This window comes from Arthrobacter sp. BGA-UO-ETr-C19 (assembly GCF_059568005.1).
Genome location: NZ_JCAQPC010000024.1, coordinates 76,642 through 94,202, shown reverse-complemented (window position 1 = coordinate 94,202; position 17,561 = coordinate 76,642). Strand labels below are relative to the sequence as shown.

Genomic DNA, 17,561 nt, shown 5'->3' with positions numbered 1-17,561 from the left:
GCGCGTACGCTACGCGTTCTGCTTGATGACGTCTTCGGCTTCCTTGAACCACTGGTCCACGGCGCCGTCCACCGTGAGCTTGCCGTAGTTCAGGTCCTCATTGAAGCGAAGGAACGCGGCTTCCAGCGTGCCGAAGCCGACGATCGGTGGTTCGGGGGCGTCCTTGAGGTACTTGCCGATGGAGGATTCGTAGTCCACCACGGCTTTGTCGGTGCCTTCGAAGGTGGTGCCGTCCCGCTGCGTCTTGGAGGCCGGAACACCGCGTGAGGTTTTGAAGATCTCGCCCACCTCGGGGTCGTTGACCATGAAGTCGATGAAGCGCGCGGCCGCATCCTTGTTCTTGGTCTTGGCGCTGGCCACCATCATCATGGACGGCTTGAGGAACAGGCCCAGGTTGTCCGGGTCGTCCGACGGGACGGGCACCAGCTTGAGCTCCTTGGCCCCGCTGTCCTTGAGGTAGCCGGCCATGAAGTTGTCCCAGGTGTTCTCCGAGACGGTGAGGTTGGAGCCGAACGGGCTCTTGGGCTTGACCTGGGCGCTGCGGTCCGCCGGGACCACGGCGTTGGTGCCGCGGAGGTCCGAGTTCAGGTTCAGCCAGGTGCGCAGGTCATCCTTGCTGAAGCCGAGCTTGCCGTCACCGGTGAAGGCGTCGATGCCCTTCTGCCGCAGCCAGATGTTGAACTGCCACCAGATGCCGGTGAAGTCGGATCCGCCGAAGTACTTTCCGCCGCCGGCCTGCCCGATCGTGGTGAGCCAGTCCTTGTACTCTGCGTAGGTCCACGCGCCGGCCGGTTCAGGCACGCCGATTTCCTTCAGTTTGGCCGGATCGTAGTAGACGGCGAAGGCATTGGTGCTGGTGGGGATGCCGTAGGTCTTGCCGCGGATCTGGCCGGACGGCAGCAGGGTCTTGTCGAAGGCGTCGGTGTTGATCTTGACGGTGCCGAGGTCCAGCAACTGATTCCGCTGGGCGTAGTCGCGAAGGTAGGAAAGGTCCCACTGCATGACGTCCGGGAGTCCGCCGCCAGCGGCCTCGGTGGCGCGCTTCTGCCAGTAACCGGCGAAGTCCGTGAAGTTGCCGTTGATCTTGACGTCCGGGTTCTTCTTCTCAAACAGGGCGATGGCCTTGCGGGTGCGTTCGGCCCGGTCGTCGTTGCCCCACCACGTGTAGGTGATGGTTACCGGGTTGGCAGCGGAGCCTGTCTGGCCTGCCGGCGCACCGCACGCGGCCAGCGTAGCTGCGGACACCGTTCCTGCCGCCACCGCGGTAAGAAAATTCCTTCTGCTGATCATGGGAGCCTCCTTGCTCATGTTGCCGCTCAATGGGCGCAAACTTTTTTCAGAAAACTTCGTCAACCTGGAGTCGTGATCTGGATTACACAATCTCTGAATCGATACAATAGTCACATCGGCCCACCTTGGGCAAGCGTTTTCCAAACTTCCCGTTTCACCAGTTCTGTTTGAGCCGCCTCATCCGGCAACGACGAAGGAGTCCCATGCCCACCCCAGCGTCCCCTCCCCCAACCCCGGCCTGGAACAGCGGCCCCGGCCTGGCATTCGGCGGTGACTACAACCCCGAACAGTGGCCTGCCGACATCCGGCTGGAGGACATCGGCCTCATGAAGGAAGCCGGGGTCACCCTCCTCAGCGTGGCCATCTTTTCCTGGGCGCTCCTGGAGCCGCGTGAAGGGGAGTACGACTTTGCCTGGCTGGATGAGGTGCTGGACAACCTGGACGGCGCAGGCATCAAGGTTGCCCTCGCCACGGCCACGGCCGCTCCCCCGGCCTGGCTGGTGCGGAAGCACCCGGAAGTCCTGCCGGTGACGGCGGAGGGCACCGTCTTGGAGCGCGGCTCCCGCCGGCACTACTCGCCGTCGTCCGCTGTTTACCGCCGGTATGCCGCGGCCATCACCCGGAAGCTGGCCGAACGGTACAAGGACCATCCGGCCCTGGCGCTGTGGCACGTGGACAATGAGCTGGGCTGCCACGTTTCCGAGTTTTACGGCGAGGAGGACGCCGCGGCGTTCCGGCGCTGGCTGGAGCGGCGCTACGGCAGCGTCGAGGCGCTGAACGAGGCCTGGGGAACGGCCTTCTGGTCGCAGCACTATGCCTCGTTCGAGGAGATCATTCCGCCGCGGGCCGCCCCCACCACCCTCAACCCGGCGCAGCGGCTGGACTTCCAGCGGTTCAGTTCCTGGGCGCTGATGGACTATTACCGGAGCCTCCTGGCCGTGATCCGGGAGGTGACTCCCGACGTTCCGGCCACCACCAACCTCATGGTTTCCAGCGCCACCAAGTCCTTGGACTACTTCGACTGGGCGATGGACCTGGACGTGGTGGCCAACGACCACTATCTGGTGGCCGCGGACCCGGAGCGGGAGATCGAACTGGCGTTCAGCGCGGACCTCACCCGCGGCGTCGCGGGCAACAGGCCGTGGATCCTGATGGAACACTCGACGTCGGCCGTGAACTGGCAGCCCCGCAACCAGCCGAAGATGCCCGGCGAAATGCTCCGGAACTCCCTGGCGCACGTGGCCCGCGGCGCCGACGCCGTCATGTTTTTCCAGTGGCGGCAGAGCGTTGCCGGGGCCGAGAAGTTCCATTCGGCGATGCTGCCGCACGGCGGCCGGGACACCCGGGTGTGGCGCGAGGTGGTGGCCCTCGGCGAAGCCCTGAAGCGGCTTGGCCCGGTGAAGGGGTCCACGGTGGAATCCCGGGTGGCCATTGTGTTCGACTACGAGGCGTGGTGGGCCAGCGAACTGGATTCACACCCAAGCGAGGATGTGAAGTACCTCGACCTGCTCCGCGAATTCCACCGGTCACTGTTCCTGCGCGGCGTGGGCGTGGATTTCGTCCATCCCACAGCAGACCTGCAGGGCTATGACCTGGTCCTGGTGTGCACGCTCTACTGCGTCACGGATGACGCCGCGGCCAACATCGCCGGCGCCGCCGAGGCAGGAGCCACGGTGCTGGTCAGCTATTTCAGCGGCATCGTCGACGAACGGGACCACATCCGGCTGGGTGGCTATCCGGGCGCCTTCCGGGAACTGCTTGGCATCCGGACCGAGGAGTTCCATCCGCTGCTCGAAGGCGGGCAGGTGACCCTGAGCGACGGAACCAGTGGCCGGATCTGGAGCGAGCACGTCCACGCCGACGGCGCAGAAACCCTGGCCACCTTCACCGGTTACCCGCTCGACGGAATCCCTGCCCTGACCCGGAGGACCGCGGGCCGCGGCGCCGCCTGGTATTTGGCCACGCTCCCCGACCGTGACGGCATCGAACGCCTCCTGGACCGGCTCCTGGCCGAGGCGGGAGTGGCAGCTTGCGCGGAGGCCGCCGCCGGCGTCGAACTGACCCGGCGGGTCACGCCCGACGGGCGCCGTTTCCTCTTCGCGATCAACCACGGCCGGGAGGATGCACCGGTGAAGGCCGACGGCGAGGAACTGCTGGGCGGCGGACGTTTCGGCGGGCTTGTTCCCGGCGGAGCGGTGGCCGTGATCGCCGAGGACTGACCGAGGCTTGGAGTTTTTGTACAGATAATGGCCCCAAAAGGCCCCCGAAGTCGCGATACGTGTACAAAAACTCCCCGCCCGGCGCGCTTCAGTACCGACGCGCGGAAAACCCCGGGCCTTCTCCGTTGGGAGAGTACCCGGGGTTTTCGTGCTTCGTGCTCTGCGAGGCGTTAGCTGCTGATCGCGGACTTCATCTCGTCCACGGCCTTCGTGCCTGCGTCCTGGGTGGAGAGCCGGTTGAACAGCACCTCGGAGCTGTAGCGCTTGATGATCTCCTGGATGGCGCCCGCGCCCTTCGGCGGCGGTGCCGGGGCCTCGCCGAGTTCACCCTTGATCTGGTCAATGAACTTGACCACCTTGACGTCGGCGGGAGTCAGCTTGGACTGGATGGCGGCACGGACCTCGGAGTTGGGGTACACGCCGCGGTCTGCCAGCAGGACCTCGCCGGCCTTCGTGTCGTTGGCCAGGAAGTTGATGAACTTGGCCACCTCCTCGGGGTGCTTGGTCCGTGAGGAGGCGGACCAGAACTGGGATGCCTTGTACCAGAGCTTGGTGTCCGCCGCATTGCCCGTCTTGGAGGGGAACCTGAGCACCTGCAGCTCACTGCCGGCCGCCTTCTCCAGCGCCGGCAGCTGATTGGACCACCAGAAGGCCAGCCCGTTCTTGCCGGTGGCCAGGCCGCTCTGGTCCAGTGGGGCCGCCTCGGCCTCAACAACCTCCGAGGCCGAGGGCACGGCCTTCTTTTCGCTCAGCTGCTTGAGGAAGTCCCACCAGCCCGCGATGTCCGACGGCTCGAACCCGAGCTTGCCGTCCGAGGTGTAGAGGGACTTGCCGTTCTGCCGCAGCCAGACGCCGAGGGAGGCCTCGTCGGTGCCGTACGCGGCGGCGCCGTAGGTCCCCTTGGGAGACTTGGCGGTCACCTCGGCCGAGATGCGCTCGAAGTCCTCCCAGGTCCAGGTCTTGTCATCCGGGAGCGCCACACCGGCCGCCTTGAACACCGCCGGGTTGGCCAGGATGGTCGCCGCGTTGATGCCGGCCGCGATACCGGTCAGGCCGTCTTCGCTCTTGCCGGCGTTCAGGGCCGCCTCGTCCAGCTTCGAGGTGTCGATGCTGTACTTGGAAAGGTCCAGCAGCGCCCCGCGGGTGGAGTATTCGGTGATGTACTTCTCGTCCATCTGGATGATGTCCGGGGCATCGTTGGCGGCAACCTGGGTGGCGAGCTTGTCCCAGTAGCCGCTCCAGTCGCCGTATTCGGCCTTGATCTTGATGTTGGGGTTCTCGGCCTCAAACGCTGCGATGGCGGCCTGTGTGACCTGCGCGCGCTTGTCGCCGCCCCACCAGGAGAACCGCAGTTCCACCTTGCCGTCCGCACTCGACTGGGCGGGTCCGCCGCAGGCGCTCAGGGCGAGGACGGCGGCGGCTGCGGCGGCCACGGCTCCGGTGGCGCGGAGGCGGCGTTTTGTCTTTGCTGGTTTAGCTTGGGCGGCGCCGGATGCGGCTGCCGATGCGGGCCGGGGAAAGAGTGGCACTGGAAACTCCGATCTTCTTTGATCCTGGAAGCGACTGAGAAACTGAACTTGTTGGGAAAGCGCTTTCTCGTTTACTTACACTACAAGTAGGTCGCTTGTATGACAAGAGGTTTTTGCTAGGACTGTTGCGATCAGCCGGCCGGGCTACTTGATGCCGGTGGTGGCGATGCCCTTGATGAGGAAACGCTGGCCGAAGAGGAACACCAGGAACACGGGCAGCAGGGACACGATGGACATCGCGAACAGCGAACCCCAGCTGGTGGCGGACTGCGAGTCAACGAAGGCGCGCAGCGCGACGGGCACGGTGAACATTTCGGGGTCGGTGAGGTAGATCAGGGCCCCGAAGAAGTCGTTCCAGGTCCAGATGAAGGTGAAGATCGTGGTGGTGGCGAGCGCCGGCACCATCAGGGGCAGGATGACCCGCAGGAAGATGCGGGGGTGGCCGGCGCCGTCGATCCTGGCCGCCTCGTCAAGTTCCTTGGGAATGCCGCGGATGAACTGGACCATGAGGAACACGAAGAACGCGTCCGTGGCCAGCAGCTTGGGCACAATGAGCGGCCAGAAGGTGTTCACCCAACCAATCTGGGAGAACAGGATGTACTGCGGAACGATCACCACGTGGAACGGCAGCATGATGGTCAGGAGCATGATGCCGAAGAACAGCTTCTTTCCGCTGAACTGGAGCCGGGCGAAGGCGTAGGCGGCCATGGAGCACGAGATCAGATTGCCCAGGATGGAGCCGATCACGACGATGGCCGAGTTGAGCATGTAGTGGCCGAACGGATGGCTCAGCGCGGACCAGCCGTCCGTGTAGTTGCTCATCTCCAGGCTGTTCAGCCACAGGCCGGGCTCGCGGAAGATGAGGTCGTTGGGCCGCAGCGAGGACACCACCATCCACAGCAGCGGGTAGATCATGATCCCGCCGGTGATGATCAGCAGTGCATGTTTGGCCAGCGCCTTGACGCGCGCGCTGCGGCTGAAGGCCAGGGTGCCGCGCGATTCCCGTGGCCGGCCGGAGTGGCCCCGGGTCCTGTTTCCGGGAACTTTTCCGCTTTTGCCCTGTTCCTGCTCGGGGGCGGGCAGTGTCTGAAGTTTAGTCATCGTAGAACACCCAATACTTTGAAGCGATGAAGTTGACGGCCGTGAAGGCGCCGATGATCACGAGGAGGAACCAGGCCATGGCGGAGGCGTAGCCCATGTCGAACTGGCCGAAGCCTTTTTGGTAGAGGTACAGCGTGAAGAACATGGTGGAATCCGAGGGTCCGCCGTTGCCGCCCGAGACGATGAACGCCTGCGTGAAGGACTGGAAGGAGCCGATGATCTGCAGCACCAGGTTGAAGAAGATGATGGGGCTGAGCATGGGCAACGTGATCCGCCAGAACTTCTGCAGCGTGGTGGCGCCGTCCACCTCGGCCGCCTCGTAGTACATGTTGGGAATCTGGCGCAGCCCGGCGAGGAAGATGATCATGGGGCTGCCGAAGGTCCAGACGTGCAGCAGGATGATGGAGCCGAGCGACGTGCTCGGATCCGAGATCCAGCCGGGTCCGGTGATGCCGAACATCGCCAGTACCTGGTTGACCAGGCCGGTGGTGCCAAAGATCTGCTTCCACAGGATGGCGACGGCGACCGACCCGCCCAGGAGGGAGGGAAGGTAGAACACCGAGCGGTAGAAGGGCAGTCCGCGGAGCCCCTTGTCGAGCACCAGCGCGATCAGCAGTGCGACCGCCAGCTGCAGGGGAACGCCCACAAGCACATAGGTGAAGGTCACCCGGAGCGAGTTGTGAAGCCGGGCATCGCCGAGCATCCGGGTGAAGTTGTCCAGCCCCGTCCATTCCGGCGCCTGCAGGAGGTTGTAGTCGGTAAAGGCCAGGTAAAGCGACATGAGCATGGGGCCGACCGTGATGACCACGAGACCCACGAGCCACGGCAGCAGGAAGATGTAGGCCTCCTTGTTGTCGCGCCGGTTGGCCCGCTTTTCTTCCTCGGTCACCGGTCCCTTGCGGCGGGACATCGACGACAGTTCGCTGATGGCGCTCACTGGCCCCTCCCGACGTCGCCGGGGGCGCAGGGCGCCTCCGAGTGCTGCTGTACGGCCATGTGGTCTCCTTTGGTCATCGTGGCCTTCCACGGATTGTTTCTTGCCTAAGCGTTGATGCGGGCAGCTGGTGCCGCCAAATTACGCTCCCAATGTGGCCCCGAAAGTGACTCGGGCAACGGCGGCTCCGTACCAAAGTAAACGGTTTCTTGACCGGTGTACACCCCTTTGCTAATTTTTGAGAAAGCGTTTTCTGACTGATGAGCGCTGCCGAGCGCCGCTGCGCGCGAACTGCGAAAGGCAGGACAACGATGTTTGCACCCCGGAGAACGCGGTCATGATTTCAGCCAGCGCCATTGGTGGCTACGAGGACTGGCCCGGCTTCATGGCTGCCGCCCCGCGCTACCGCCCGGCAGACAGCCCGAGCCAGGAGCTGGCGGACGCGCTTGGTGTTCCTGACGTCCCGGCCGGGCCCGCCTTCCGTGTTGACTGGGAGGAAATCAGCGACGGCGTGACCACCTCCCGCCTGAGCTGGCAGCTGGGCTTTGGCCCCCGCACCACCGCCTGGTTCATCCGCCCGGAGCACGCCGCCGGCCCCCTGCCGGGCGTCCTGGCGCTGCACTGCCACGCCGGCATCAAATCCTCCGGTGCCGCGCGGCTGGTGGACAGCCCGACGGCGGGAAGCGGCTCTGACCCGCTCCGGAACCGGCTGTATGAGGGCCGGGCCTTCGCCACCTGGCTGGCGTCGCAGGGTTTCGCCGTGCTCGCCCATGACACGTTCTCGTGGGGCAGCCGGGGATTCGACCTCGGCACGCCTCCCGAGCGAACGGCTGCCGCCGTCGACGGCCGGAAGGCACTGTGGCGGGAGGCCGGCGTCGAACCGTCCACGGCAGAACTGTACGACGCCGCGGCCGCCGCCCACGAGGACACCGTGGCCAAGGCCGCCGGCCTGCTCGGCACCAGCTTCGCCGGCATGGTGGCGCATGACGACCTCGCGGCGCTGAACGTACTCGCCGGGCTCCCGGGCGTAGACGCCGGAAGGCTCGGCTGTGCCGGCTTCTCCGGCGGAGGCGCCAGGTCCCTCATCCTCGCCGCGCTCAGCCCGCTGATCCGCAGCCACGCTGTGACCTGCATGATGACCACCTTCGGTTCCCTGCTTCCCTCGTATCTGGACGCACATTCGTGGCTGCTCCAGACGCCCGGCCTCACCCGTCTTGGTGACTGGCCCGAGCTCACCGCGCGCTCATCGTCGGACAGCCTGCTGGTGCAGTACGCGTCGGCCGATGCGCTGTTCCCGGAACAGGGAATGCACGACGCCGATGCCCGCCTGGGTGCCCTCCATCCGGCCGGGCGGTACACCGGGAGCTTTTGGCCGGGCGGCCATGTGTTCACCCGCGGGATGCAGGAGGAGGCGGCCGCCTTCCTCGCGGCGGGTCTTCAGGCCGGGCGCGCCGCGGCGGGTCTTCAGGCCGGGCGCGCCGCGGCTGCCGCGGCTGCCCCGGCCGCCGTCCCCCGCATCGCGCTGGTGGGCGTGCACGGCTACGGCGCCCGGCACCTGGGCAACCTCCGCCGGCTGGAGGATCGTCAACTGGCCCGGCTTGTCGCCGTCGCCGATCCGCGTCCCCCGGCAGACGGGACGCTGGATTCTTCGGTGCAGGTCTTCGGCACCCTGGCTGAACTGCTGGCAGCGGGCACCGCACCGGATGTCGTCATCCTCGCAACGCCCATCCAGACCCACGCCCCGCTGGCCCTTGCCGCGATCGCGGCCGGGGCCGACGTCTACGTGGAGAAGCCGCCCATGGCCTCCCTTGCCCAGTTCGACGAGGTGCTGGCCGCGGCCGAGGCGGCGGGCCGGCTGGTCCAGGTCGGATTCCAGAGCCTCGGCTCGGATGCGCTGCCGGAGATCGCCGGCCTGGTGGAGTCGGGCGCACTAGGCCGCATCCGCGGAATCGGCGCCACCGGGGCCTGGGTGCGGAGCGCTGGCTACTTCAAGCGCTCACGCTGGGCCGGGCGGCGGAGCCTGGACGGCACCGACGTCGTGGACGGCGTGGCCACGAACGCCCTGGCCCATGCGGTCGCGACCGGGCTGCGGATCGCCGGCGCGGCCGGCGTTGACGACGTCGGGTCGGTGGAAACCGACCTCTACCGGGCCCACAACACGGAGAGCGACGACACATCAGTTATCCGGGTCCGCACGTCGGCCGGACGGGTCCTCATGTGTGCCCTGACTCTGTGCGCGGCCGAACAGTCCCCGCCGTCCGTCACAGTCTTCGGCACGCTCGGCAAGGCGGAGTTCTTCTACACCGAGGACAGGCTGGTCCTGGAAACCGCCCAGGGCACCAGCACGCGGACGTTCGGACGGACGGACCTGCTGGAGAATCTCCTGGCCGCCCGCGCCGACGGTAACGGGGCGGACGGTGGCGGAACCTACGGCGGCGGGGCCGGGCTGCTCAGCCCGCTCTCCGCAGCCGGAGCCTACATGACCGTCTTCGAGGCGGTCCGCACGGCTGAGCCGCCGCGGGAGATTCCGGCGGCATGCGTTGCCTGGGAAGGCGAGGGCGACGACGCCCACCCGGTGGTGCACGGCATCGAGGCGGCGCTGCTGCGGGCAGTTCTCTCGCAATCCACGTTTGCCGAGCTCGGGCTGCCCTGGGCCAGACCGGAACCGGCGAACCCCTTTCTTGCTGTGGGCGGCAGCCCTGTTGCCTGGCTGCAGGACGGAAGCCGCATCACGCCGACGTCGTCGCCCCGGCCCTACCTGCACCCTGTAACGACGCTCGGGGGCACGGTTGTCACGGACCACCTGCCCGCGGACCACGTCTGGCATCTGGGGGCGGGCGTCGCCATCCAGGATGTTGCCGGCGTGAACTTCTGGGGCGGGCGGACCTATACGCGCCGGGCCGGTGGCTACGTGTGGCAGGACGACCATGGCCACATCGAAATCACGGATATGGCCGAGTCCCCCGGGGCCCTGCACCAGACACTCCACTGGGTGGGTCCCGACGGCACGGCGGTGCTGACCGAACAGCGGCGCTGGCGGTATGACGCCGTCGGCCCGTCCGTGTGGAAGCTGAGCCTGGACTTTGAACTCGCACCCGTTGGCCCGGAACCGGTGGCGCTGGGCAGCCCGGGCTCCAACGGCCGGGAAAACGGCGGCTACGGTGGCTTCTTCTGGCGGCTGCCTCCCACGAGTGGCGCACGGATCCGGACTGCCAGGGCCGAAGGCGAGGACGCCGTGCACGGCACGGTTGCCCCGTGGCTGGCATGGAGCGGAGTGTTCGGGTCGGCTGGAAAGTCCGGGAGCGGCGAAGCGGCCACCCTGGTGTTCCTCGCTTCACCGCAGGCACCGGATCCGTGGTTCGTCCGGCTTTCCGGCTACCCGGGAGTCGGGCTCTCGCTCGCCTGGGACAGTCCCCTGCGCGCAACCCGGGACAACCCGGTCCGGCGCACCGTCACGGTGTTGGTCGCCGAGGGAATCCTGAGCACCACAGACATTTCACAACTCACCGAATCTTTGGGGGAAACCACATGAACGTTCCTGCACCAGCAACCGCACTGGCCGGAGCCGTACAGGCTCCAACGGCGCTGCCCGGAAACCCACACGACAGGGCCGCCAAACGGCAACGGGTCCTGGAGATCCTGGATGCCAGGGGACATGACGCCCTGCTCCTTACCAGCAACACCGCCCTGACGTGGTACCTGGACGGCAGCCGCATGCATATCAGCCTGGCGGGCGACCCGATCGCCGCGCTCCTCGTGAACCGTGCCGGTGACCACCTCGTCACGTTCAACAACGAGGCGGAACGCCTCGCCGCCGAGGAGCTGCCGCCCGGCGTCGAACTTCACACGGTCCCCTGGTACGGACAGCTCGCCGACGCCGTCGATGCACTTGCCGGACCCGGCGAGCCGCTGGCAGAGAAAGCCGTGGCCGCGGAACTCCGGGCGGCGCGGCAGCCGATGCTCCCGGGTGAAAGCGCCCGCTACGCCAGGCTGTGCGCCGATGCCGCCCGCGCCATGACGGACGTCCTGTCCCGGACGACGCCCGACACCACCGAGTTCGAGGTCGCGTCCGCCCTCGCCGCACGGATCGTCGCCGCCGGCGCCGAACCCCTGGTCCTGCTCTGCAACGGCAGCTCGCGCAGCACGTTCCGGCACCCGCTCGCCACCCACGCACCCCTGGGCCGGCGGGCCATGGCCGTGGTCTGCGCCCGGCGGCACGGTCTGGTGGCCAATCTGACCAGGTGGGTGCGGTTCGACGCCGGGACCCCGCCGGAGCTGGACGCCGAGGAGCGCATCGCGGCGGTTGAGGCGGACATCTTCGCGGCCACGGTTCCGGGAGCCAGGCTTGACGGCATCTTCGCCGAGATCCAGGCCGCGTACGCCCGGCACGGCTTCGGCGCCGACCAGTGGACCATGCACCACCAGGGCGGACCCGCCGGCTACGCGGGCCGCGATCCCCGCGCCACCGCCGCCACGGACGATGTCGTGGTGCCCAACCAGACCTTCACGTGGAATCCCTCAGGCCCGGGCGTCAAGATCGAGGACACCGTCCAGCTGACTGCGGCGGGAACCAACGTCCTGACGTTCGACCCGAGGTGGCCGGTTGCGGACATCAACGGGCTCCCCCGGCCGCTGGCGCTGCAGCTGTAGCCCGGTTAACCCAACTAGGTAGCAGAACAGGGCGTTCCCAGACCTGGGAACGCCCTGTTCTGCTACCTAGTTGGGTGCGAGGAACCTACGAGAGCCGGAACGCAGGGTCCGTCGGCAGGTCGAAGCTTCGGTCCCGGGGCTCGGGCAGGAGTGCGGCGGTGAAGCTGAAACCCAGGCCCGGTAGGCCCGTCCCGTAGAGGCGGCTGTCGCGGATCTGGACCGGCGACTGGCCGGCCAGGATGCCCAGCTGCTCGAAGGAAGCGTCCTCCACGTCCTCCACGCTGACGGCCTCGGCGAGGGTCAGGGCGAGCTGGCCGGACAGCTCGGGCAGCAGGTGCGGGGCCACGCGGACGCTGTTGGCCCGGGCCAGCTCAACGATCCGGCGGAACGGCGTGATGCCGCCCACCCGGATGATGTTGGGCTGGATGATGTCCACCGCACCGGCCTCGATAAAGTCCCGGAAACGGTAGATGGTGTGCACGTTCTCGCCCAGGGCGATGGGTACCGGCGACTGCCTCCGCAGGCGGCGGTAGGCCGAGAGATCGTCGGCGCGCAGTGGTTCCTCCAGCCAGTCCAGGCCGAACTGGCCCAGCACGTCCAGGGCCCGGAGGGCAGCGGGCAGGTCCCAGCGCTGGTTCGCGTCGATCATGAGCCGGCGGTCCGGGCCGAGCACCGAGCGGACCGCGGCCACGCGTTCGGCGTCCTCGGCCAGGTCCGGCTTGCCCACCTTGATCTTCACGGCCCGGTGGCCCGCCGCGACCCACCGTTCGGTCTGCGCCACGAGTTCGTCGAGGGAATAGTGCAGGTTCACACCGGAGCCGTAGACCTCCACAGATTCCTGCCGCTGGCCCAGCAGCCCCGCCACGGACACGTCGACGGTACGGGCCGCCAGGTCCCAGAGGGCGAGGTCGACGCCGGCCATCGCGATGGTGGTGAGCCCGCCGCCACCGGCCTCGTGCAGCCGTTTCCAGAGCTGGTCCCAGACCACCTCCGGGTTCGCCTCCAGCCCGGTGATGAAAGGCGCGATGTCGTGGTCAAGAAGGGCCTTGACCGCCTGCGGCCCGATGGTGGGTGTCCAGGAGAAACCGTGCCCCGCGCTGCCGTCGTCCGTGAAAAGGCTGGTGGCGATGATGTGGTTCTCGGGCGCATCAGCACCCCAGCTGCGGCGCAGCGGCACGGTGATCAGGCGCGTGTGCAGCCCTGTGATCTTGGCCGCCATCAGCGGCCGGCCAGCTCGTGGCCCTTGGCCAGGATTGCCTTGAGCTCCACGAGCTGGTCCTCGGTGGGGTCAACCAGCGGGGGCCGGACCGGACCGACGGCCAGTCCGGTGAGGCGCAGCCCGGCCTTGATCAGGGAGACGCCGAAGCCCGGTGTCTGGTCCCGCAAGCGCACGAGGGGCGCGTAGAAGCCGTCGAGCAGTGCCCGCCGGCGGTCCTCATCGCCGCTGGTGTAGGCGTCGTAGTAGGCGCTGGCGATTTCCGGCGCCATGGCGAAGGCCGCCGAGGAGTACAGCGGGATGCCCAGTCCCCGGTAGGCGCCCTGCGTCAGTTCGGCGGTCAGCAGTCCGTTGAAGAGCAGGAAGTCCTCCCGGCCGCTGGCCCTGACGGCGGAGACGATCTCCTGGGCCAGGCCGACGTCGCCGATGCCGTCCTTGAAGCCGATCACCTTGGGGTTGCCGGCAAGCTGGGCGATGGCCTTTGCGGTGAACTTGGCCGTGCCGCGGTGGTACACGATCACCGGCAGGCTGCTCGCGCCGGCCACCGCCTCGATGTAGGCCACCACGCCGTCGGTGGGGCCGGAGACCAGGTATGGGGGCAGGACCAGCAGGGCGTCGGCGCCCGCCTCCTCGGCGGCGCGGGCCGCGGCGAGGGCGTGGCCCAGGGGGCCGCCCGCACCCGCGATGACGGGCACCTGACCGTTGACGGTTTCGACGGCGGCCGCCACCACGGTGCGCACCTCATCGATGCTCAGGGCATGGAATTCGCCGGTGCCGCACGCCGGGAACACAGCACCGGGGCGGTGGGGCAGGCGGGAGGCGATGTGTTCCTTCAGGACCTCAATGTCCACTGCACCGTCGGCGCCGAAGGGGGTGACGGGAAAGAAAAGCACGCCGTCGAGTTTCATTTGGTCTCCTGTGATCCGGGTGTGGCTGATCCTGTGCTGACTAACCCTGCGGTGGCTGGTCCTGTGCTGGCGCCGACCAGGGTTTCCTCCACCAGTGCGAGTTCTGTGCGCCACGTGCGTTGGGGTTCCCAGCCGAGCAGCCGCTTCGCTTTATTGATGGAAAAGGCGGGGCTGGTGCCGGTGAGTCCGGCGGCGCACCGGGCGCTGCCGGGCACGAACCGGGGAAGAAGCGCGGCGAGCGGTTCGGTGGCCAGCGCATCGGCGGCGCCCACGAAGAAGGTCTCGCCGTTGGGGATGGAGTCCATGTTCCTCAGCAGCACGTCCAGGAAGTCGGCCACGTCCCGGGCATCCACATAGTTGAAGAGCGCCGGCGCGGATAGCGCAGGGTCGGCGAGCCGCTCGCGGACGGTGTGCCCCTGCTGGGTGGGGGCACCGGCCCACTCCTCCGGCGAGATGACGTAGCAGGGCCGGAACGCCGCGTAGCGGATCCGGTCCCCCTGGGCCGCGGCGAACATCTGCACCGTCTGTTCGGCGATCAGCTTGGACAGGGCGTAGGCGTTCCAGGGGCGCGGCGTGGTGTCCTCGTCCACCGGGAAGGACTCCGGCAGCCAGCCGGCCGGCGAGCCGTAGCCCAGGACCGTGGGGCTGCTGGCCGTGATGATCTTCCCGATCCCGAGTTCGGTGGCCGCGCTGACCACCGCGAAGGCGAGGCGCGTGTTTGTGCTGAAGATGACATCCTCGGGTGCACTGAAAGGCACGGCGATAGCAGCGAGGTGGATGACGGCGTCGGGCGCTGTGCGTTCCAGGAGGCGGAACGCCTCGCCGGGGACCAGCAGGTCTGCCGTTTCCTGTTCGACGCCGGCCGGGAACGTGCCGCCCGGGACAGCGTCCCGGTCCGCCGAGACCACCTCGTGGCCCGCCTCCGCGAGGCCCGCGACCACGCTGCGGCCCAAGCGCCCGGCGCCGCCGGTGACAAGAATTCTGCTCATGGTGTTGTTCCTGTTCCTGCTGCGTTCAGACCCGGCCGCGGCGCAGTTCCACGCCCAGGCCAAGCTCGCTGATGCGGACGGGGAGCTGGGATTCCAGCGACGCGTTGCCTGCGATGCCCACGGACACGGAGCGCAACCCGTCCAGATAACCGGAGGGGCGGCCCAGCGGGTCCTCACCCGGGCCGTTGAAGAGGTCGGAAAGCAGGAGGTTGTCGCCGCCGCCGTGACCGCCCTCGCCGTTGACGATGGGCACCTCATAGGCGGGCTCCCAGTGGCGCTGGACCACGAGGCGTTCACCGTTGCGGCGGACGGCGTCGTCCTCTTCCACGGGCGTGGCCGACGGGTCCACCACGGTCTTCTTGTCGGTGCTGTGGACGACGGCGGCCCGCTCCACCACCTCCAGCTCGGCCCGGCCCTCGGTGCCGTTGACGGCAACCCGGTAGCCCTCCCACGGGCTGTGGGCGTTCAGGGAGTAGCTGAGCGTGGGCCCGCCGTCGTAGTCCACCGTCAGCGCCAGGTTGTCCTCGATGGTGATGCCCTCGGTGAAGACGTCCTGGTCCCGGCGGTAGCCGTCGAACTTCTCGTTCTCGTAGTACAGCTCCCGCAGCCGCTCGTCCTCGCGGAGGTCCAGGGCGAAGGGGTCGCGTGTTCCTTCCTCGGTGGCGCCTGTGGTGCCGCGCTCTGTGGTGCCGCGCTCGGGCCGGGCGCCGAGGCCGCGCTCCGCGGCATTTTTGGCGCCGTAGAACCGCAGCCCGCCGGAAGCGTAGACCCGCTCGGGAACATCGTCGATCCACCAGTTCACGAGATCGAAATGGTGGGACGCCTTGTGGATGAGCAGCCCGCCGGAGTTCTGCTTGTCGCGGTGCCAGCGGCGGAAGTAGTCGGCGCCGTGGACCGTGTCCAGGACCCAGCTGAAGTCGATGGACGTGACCTTGCCGATCACGCCGTCCTGGATGACCTGCTTCAGCGCGCTGTTCCGCGGCGAGTAGCGGTAGTTGAAGGTGACCACCACGTTGCGGCCGGTGGCCGCAACGGCCGAGGTGATGCGGCGGCAGCCCTCGGCGTCGATGGTCAGCGGCTTTTCGACCACGACGTCGGCCCCCGCCTCCAGCGCCTCGACGATGTAGTCGGCATGGGTGTAGTCCGGGGTGGTGACGATGACGCGGTCGATCGCGTTGGTTCTGATGTATTCGGTCAGCTTGCCGGGTTCGAACGAGTCGGCCGGGCGTTCCGCGCCGAGTTCCTGGATGAGCCGCTGGTAGTACTCCACGCGGCCGGGATTTGCGTCCGAGAGCGCCACCAGCTCGGCCACATCCGCGTGCTGGCCGAAGATGGCGCGGATGTACATTTCCGAGCGGCCGCCGGTGCCGATCAGGGCGATGCGGGACCGCGCGGCTGGTCCCGCAGTATCGGGTTGCGGGTGCTGGGCGGTGTCGACATTGACCATGGGTGGGCCCCTTTCCAAAGGTGGTAGGCGGGCCGCTTGACGCCCCGCCCACGTGAAGGAAGAATCCTGAGAAAGCGTTTTCTCGAAACGTTATAAGCTTTGTATCAAGACACCGGCGAGCGCGTCAACCATCTTTCGCAAAAGCCGGAGGAGCAGCGGCAGCAGATAGTGGTAGCGTTCCGTGGCAGCGGACAGGGAAGGAAGCACATGGGCAGGAGAACCGGCACCCGGCGCGTCGGTATCGCGGACGTCGCACTCAAGGCCGGCGTCTCGCACGCCACCGTTTCCCGCGTGATGAACGGCAACTTCACCGTGGATCCCGCTATTGCCCAGCGCGTGCGCGATGCGGCGGCGGAACTGAACTACCAGCCGAATCCCGTGGGCCGCAGCCTTGCGCTGGGCAAGACCGACACCATCGGCATCGTGGTGCCCGACCTCGCCAACCCCACATTCCAGGCCATCCTGCGGGGGCTGAGCATGGCCGCGGCCCAGGACGGCTACCGGGTGCTCATCGCCGACTCCTCAGAAGTTTCCAGTGAGGAGGCGATCCTGGCCGGGGAAGCTCGGCGGCGCTGCGACGGGCTGGTGCTGTGCGCGCCCCGCATGGGCGATGCCGAACTCGAGGAGCTGGCGCCGTCACTGCACCCGATGGTCCTGATCAACCGCAGCACCACGGAAACGCGCGTGCCAAGCCTTGAGGTGGATTACAGCCAGGGCGTGCAGGAGCTCGCGGAACATCTGGTGGGCCTCGGGCATACCAGGATCGCGTTCCTGGCCGGCCCCGCCCGAAGCGCCTCCAACCGGGCACGCATGGCAGGGCTGGACAAGTTCCGGGCCGCACATCCCGGCGTCGAACTCCGGATGCTCGAGGGCGGCTCCAGCTTCGAGACCGGCCATGAAGCGGTGGACCAGGTGCTGGCCAGCGGGGCCACCGGGGTCCTCGCGTTCAACGACCTCGTTGCCATGGGGCTGCTCAGCGGACTGCACGAACGTGGCGTCCGCGTTCCCGAGGACATTTCCGTCACGGGCTTCGACGACATCCCCTTTGCCCGGTACACCACACCGCCGCTCACCACCGCCGCGGTCCCGATCACGGAATTGGGCGAACGCGCCTGGCACAGCTTGCGGGCCCTGATCCGCAATGCCGAGGCACCCGACGAGGAGACCACCTTCCAGCCGCGCCTGGAGATCCGGGGAAGCAGCGGCCCCGCCGGCAACTAGCCCGCCCTGGTCTGGAGTTTTTGTCCAGATAATGGCCGCTAAAGGCCCCCGAAGTCG

General features: G+C 67.6%; 12 protein-coding genes. 4 read left to right on the top strand and 8 right to left on the bottom strand.

Annotated elements, in window-relative coordinates:
* Nucleotides 1-9: 9 nt before the first annotated feature.
* Entirely contained in the window at nt 10-1,290 is a 1,281-nt protein-coding gene (locus AC57BR_RS19300; RefSeq protein ID WP_496363500.1) for an ABC transporter substrate-binding protein, read from the bottom strand.
* 203 nt (nt 1,291-1,493) lie between these two features.
* Between AC57BR_RS19300 and AC57BR_RS19295 the strand changes: the two genes are divergently transcribed.
* Entirely contained in the window at nt 1,494-3,509 is a 2,016-nt protein-coding gene (locus AC57BR_RS19295; protein ID WP_496363498.1) for a beta-galactosidase, read from the top strand.
* A 170-nt stretch (nt 3,510-3,679) separates the two neighbouring features.
* Here the strand turns inward: AC57BR_RS19295 and AC57BR_RS19290 are convergent, their stop codons facing one another.
* The 3 genes from AC57BR_RS19290 to AC57BR_RS19280 form a co-directional block, all read right to left on the bottom strand.
* The gene (locus tag AC57BR_RS19290; RefSeq protein WP_496363496.1) at nt 3,680-5,038 is read right to left on the bottom strand and encodes an ABC transporter substrate-binding protein; all 1,359 of its coding nucleotides are present in this window, start codon (nt 5,036-5,038) and stop codon (nt 3,680-3,682) included.
* Nucleotides 5,039-5,182: 144 nt separating this feature from the next.
* Nucleotides 5,183-6,139, bottom strand: a complete 957-nt coding sequence (locus AC57BR_RS19285) for a carbohydrate ABC transporter permease (RefSeq protein ID WP_496363494.1) — start codon at nt 6,137-6,139, stop codon at nt 5,183-5,185.
* On the bottom strand, nt 6,132-7,076 hold the full coding sequence (locus AC57BR_RS19280) for a carbohydrate ABC transporter permease (RefSeq protein ID WP_496363492.1): 945 nt from the start codon (nt 7,074-7,076) through the stop codon (nt 6,132-6,134). The genes AC57BR_RS19285 and AC57BR_RS19280 overlap by 8 nt, the downstream gene beginning before the upstream one ends.
* A gap of 1,396 nt (nt 7,077-8,472) precedes the next feature.
* Here AC57BR_RS19280 and AC57BR_RS19275 point away from each other — a divergent pair.
* Together AC57BR_RS19275 and AC57BR_RS19270 are read left to right on the top strand one after the other, a co-directional pair.
* Entirely contained in the window at nt 8,473-10,605 is a 2,133-nt protein-coding gene (locus AC57BR_RS19275; protein WP_496365182.1) for a DUF6807 family protein, read from the top strand.
* Nucleotides 10,602-11,723: a M24 family metallopeptidase gene (locus tag AC57BR_RS19270; protein WP_496363490.1), complete on the top strand. Its 1,122-nt coding sequence runs from the start codon at nt 10,602-10,604 to the stop codon at nt 11,721-11,723. Before AC57BR_RS19275 ends, AC57BR_RS19270 begins: the two co-directional genes overlap by 4 nt.
* Nucleotides 11,724-11,808: 85 nt before the next feature.
* On the opposite strand, the gene AC57BR_RS19265 is transcribed toward AC57BR_RS19270, so the two are convergent.
* Genes AC57BR_RS19265 through AC57BR_RS19250 form a run of 4 tightly spaced genes read right to left on the bottom strand, consistent with a single transcriptional unit; the run spans nt 11,809 to nt 16,283 of the window.
* Entirely contained in the window at nt 11,809-12,942 is a 1,134-nt protein-coding gene (locus AC57BR_RS19265; RefSeq protein ID WP_496363488.1) for a mandelate racemase/muconate lactonizing enzyme family protein, read from the bottom strand.
* Nucleotides 12,942-13,847: a 5-dehydro-4-deoxyglucarate dehydratase gene (locus AC57BR_RS19260; protein ID WP_496363486.1), complete on the bottom strand. Its 906-nt coding sequence runs from the start codon at nt 13,845-13,847 to the stop codon at nt 12,942-12,944. Before AC57BR_RS19260 ends, AC57BR_RS19265 begins: the two co-directional genes overlap by 1 nt.
* Complete coding sequence (locus tag AC57BR_RS19255) at nt 13,844-14,836, bottom strand: NAD-dependent epimerase/dehydratase family protein (RefSeq protein WP_496363484.1); 993 nt, start codon at nt 14,834-14,836, stop codon at nt 13,844-13,846. Before AC57BR_RS19255 ends, AC57BR_RS19260 begins: the two co-directional genes overlap by 4 nt.
* 25 nt (nt 14,837-14,861) lie before the next feature.
* The gene (locus AC57BR_RS19250) at nt 14,862-16,283 is read right to left on the bottom strand and encodes a Gfo/Idh/MocA family protein (protein WP_496363482.1); all 1,422 of its coding nucleotides are present in this window, start codon (nt 16,281-16,283) and stop codon (nt 14,862-14,864) included.
* Between the two features lie 207 nt (nt 16,284-16,490).
* Here AC57BR_RS19250 and AC57BR_RS19245 point away from each other — a divergent pair, with 207 nt between their 5' ends.
* Entirely contained in the window at nt 16,491-17,504 is a 1,014-nt protein-coding gene (locus tag AC57BR_RS19245) for a LacI family DNA-binding transcriptional regulator (RefSeq protein ID WP_496363480.1), read from the top strand.
* Nucleotides 17,505-17,561: the final 57 nt, after the last annotated feature.

Excerpts from the sequence above, each read along its gene's own strand:
- AC57BR_RS19300 (WP_496363500.1), bottom strand. The coding sequence starts at position 1,290 with ATGATCAGCAGAAGGAATTTTCTTACCGCGGTGGCGGCAGGAACGGTG.
- AC57BR_RS19295 (WP_496363498.1), top strand. The coding sequence starts at position 1,494 with ATGCCCACCCCAGCGTCCCCTCCCCCAACCCCGGCCTGGAACAGCGGC.
- AC57BR_RS19285 (WP_496363494.1), bottom strand. The coding sequence starts at position 6,139 with ATGACTAAACTTCAGACACTGCCCGCCCCCGAGCAGGAACAGGGCAAA.
- AC57BR_RS19275 (WP_496365182.1), top strand. The coding sequence starts at position 8,473 with ATGCAGGAGGAGGCGGCCGCCTTCCTCGCGGCGGGTCTTCAGGCCGGG.
- AC57BR_RS19270 (WP_496363490.1), top strand. The coding sequence starts at position 10,602 with ATGAACGTTCCTGCACCAGCAACCGCACTGGCCGGAGCCGTACAGGCT.
- AC57BR_RS19265 (WP_496363488.1), bottom strand. The coding sequence starts at position 12,942 with ATGGCGGCCAAGATCACAGGGCTGCACACGCGCCTGATCACCGTGCCG.
- AC57BR_RS19260 (WP_496363486.1), bottom strand. The coding sequence starts at position 13,847 with ATGAAACTCGACGGCGTGCTTTTCTTTCCCGTCACCCCCTTCGGCGCC.
- AC57BR_RS19255 (WP_496363484.1), bottom strand. The coding sequence starts at position 14,836 with ATGAGCAGAATTCTTGTCACCGGCGGCGCCGGGCGCTTGGGCCGCAGC.
- AC57BR_RS19250 (WP_496363482.1), bottom strand. The coding sequence starts at position 16,283 with ATGGTCAATGTCGACACCGCCCAGCACCCGCAACCCGATACTGCGGGA.
- AC57BR_RS19245 (WP_496363480.1), top strand. The coding sequence starts at position 16,491 with ATGGGCAGGAGAACCGGCACCCGGCGCGTCGGTATCGCGGACGTCGCA.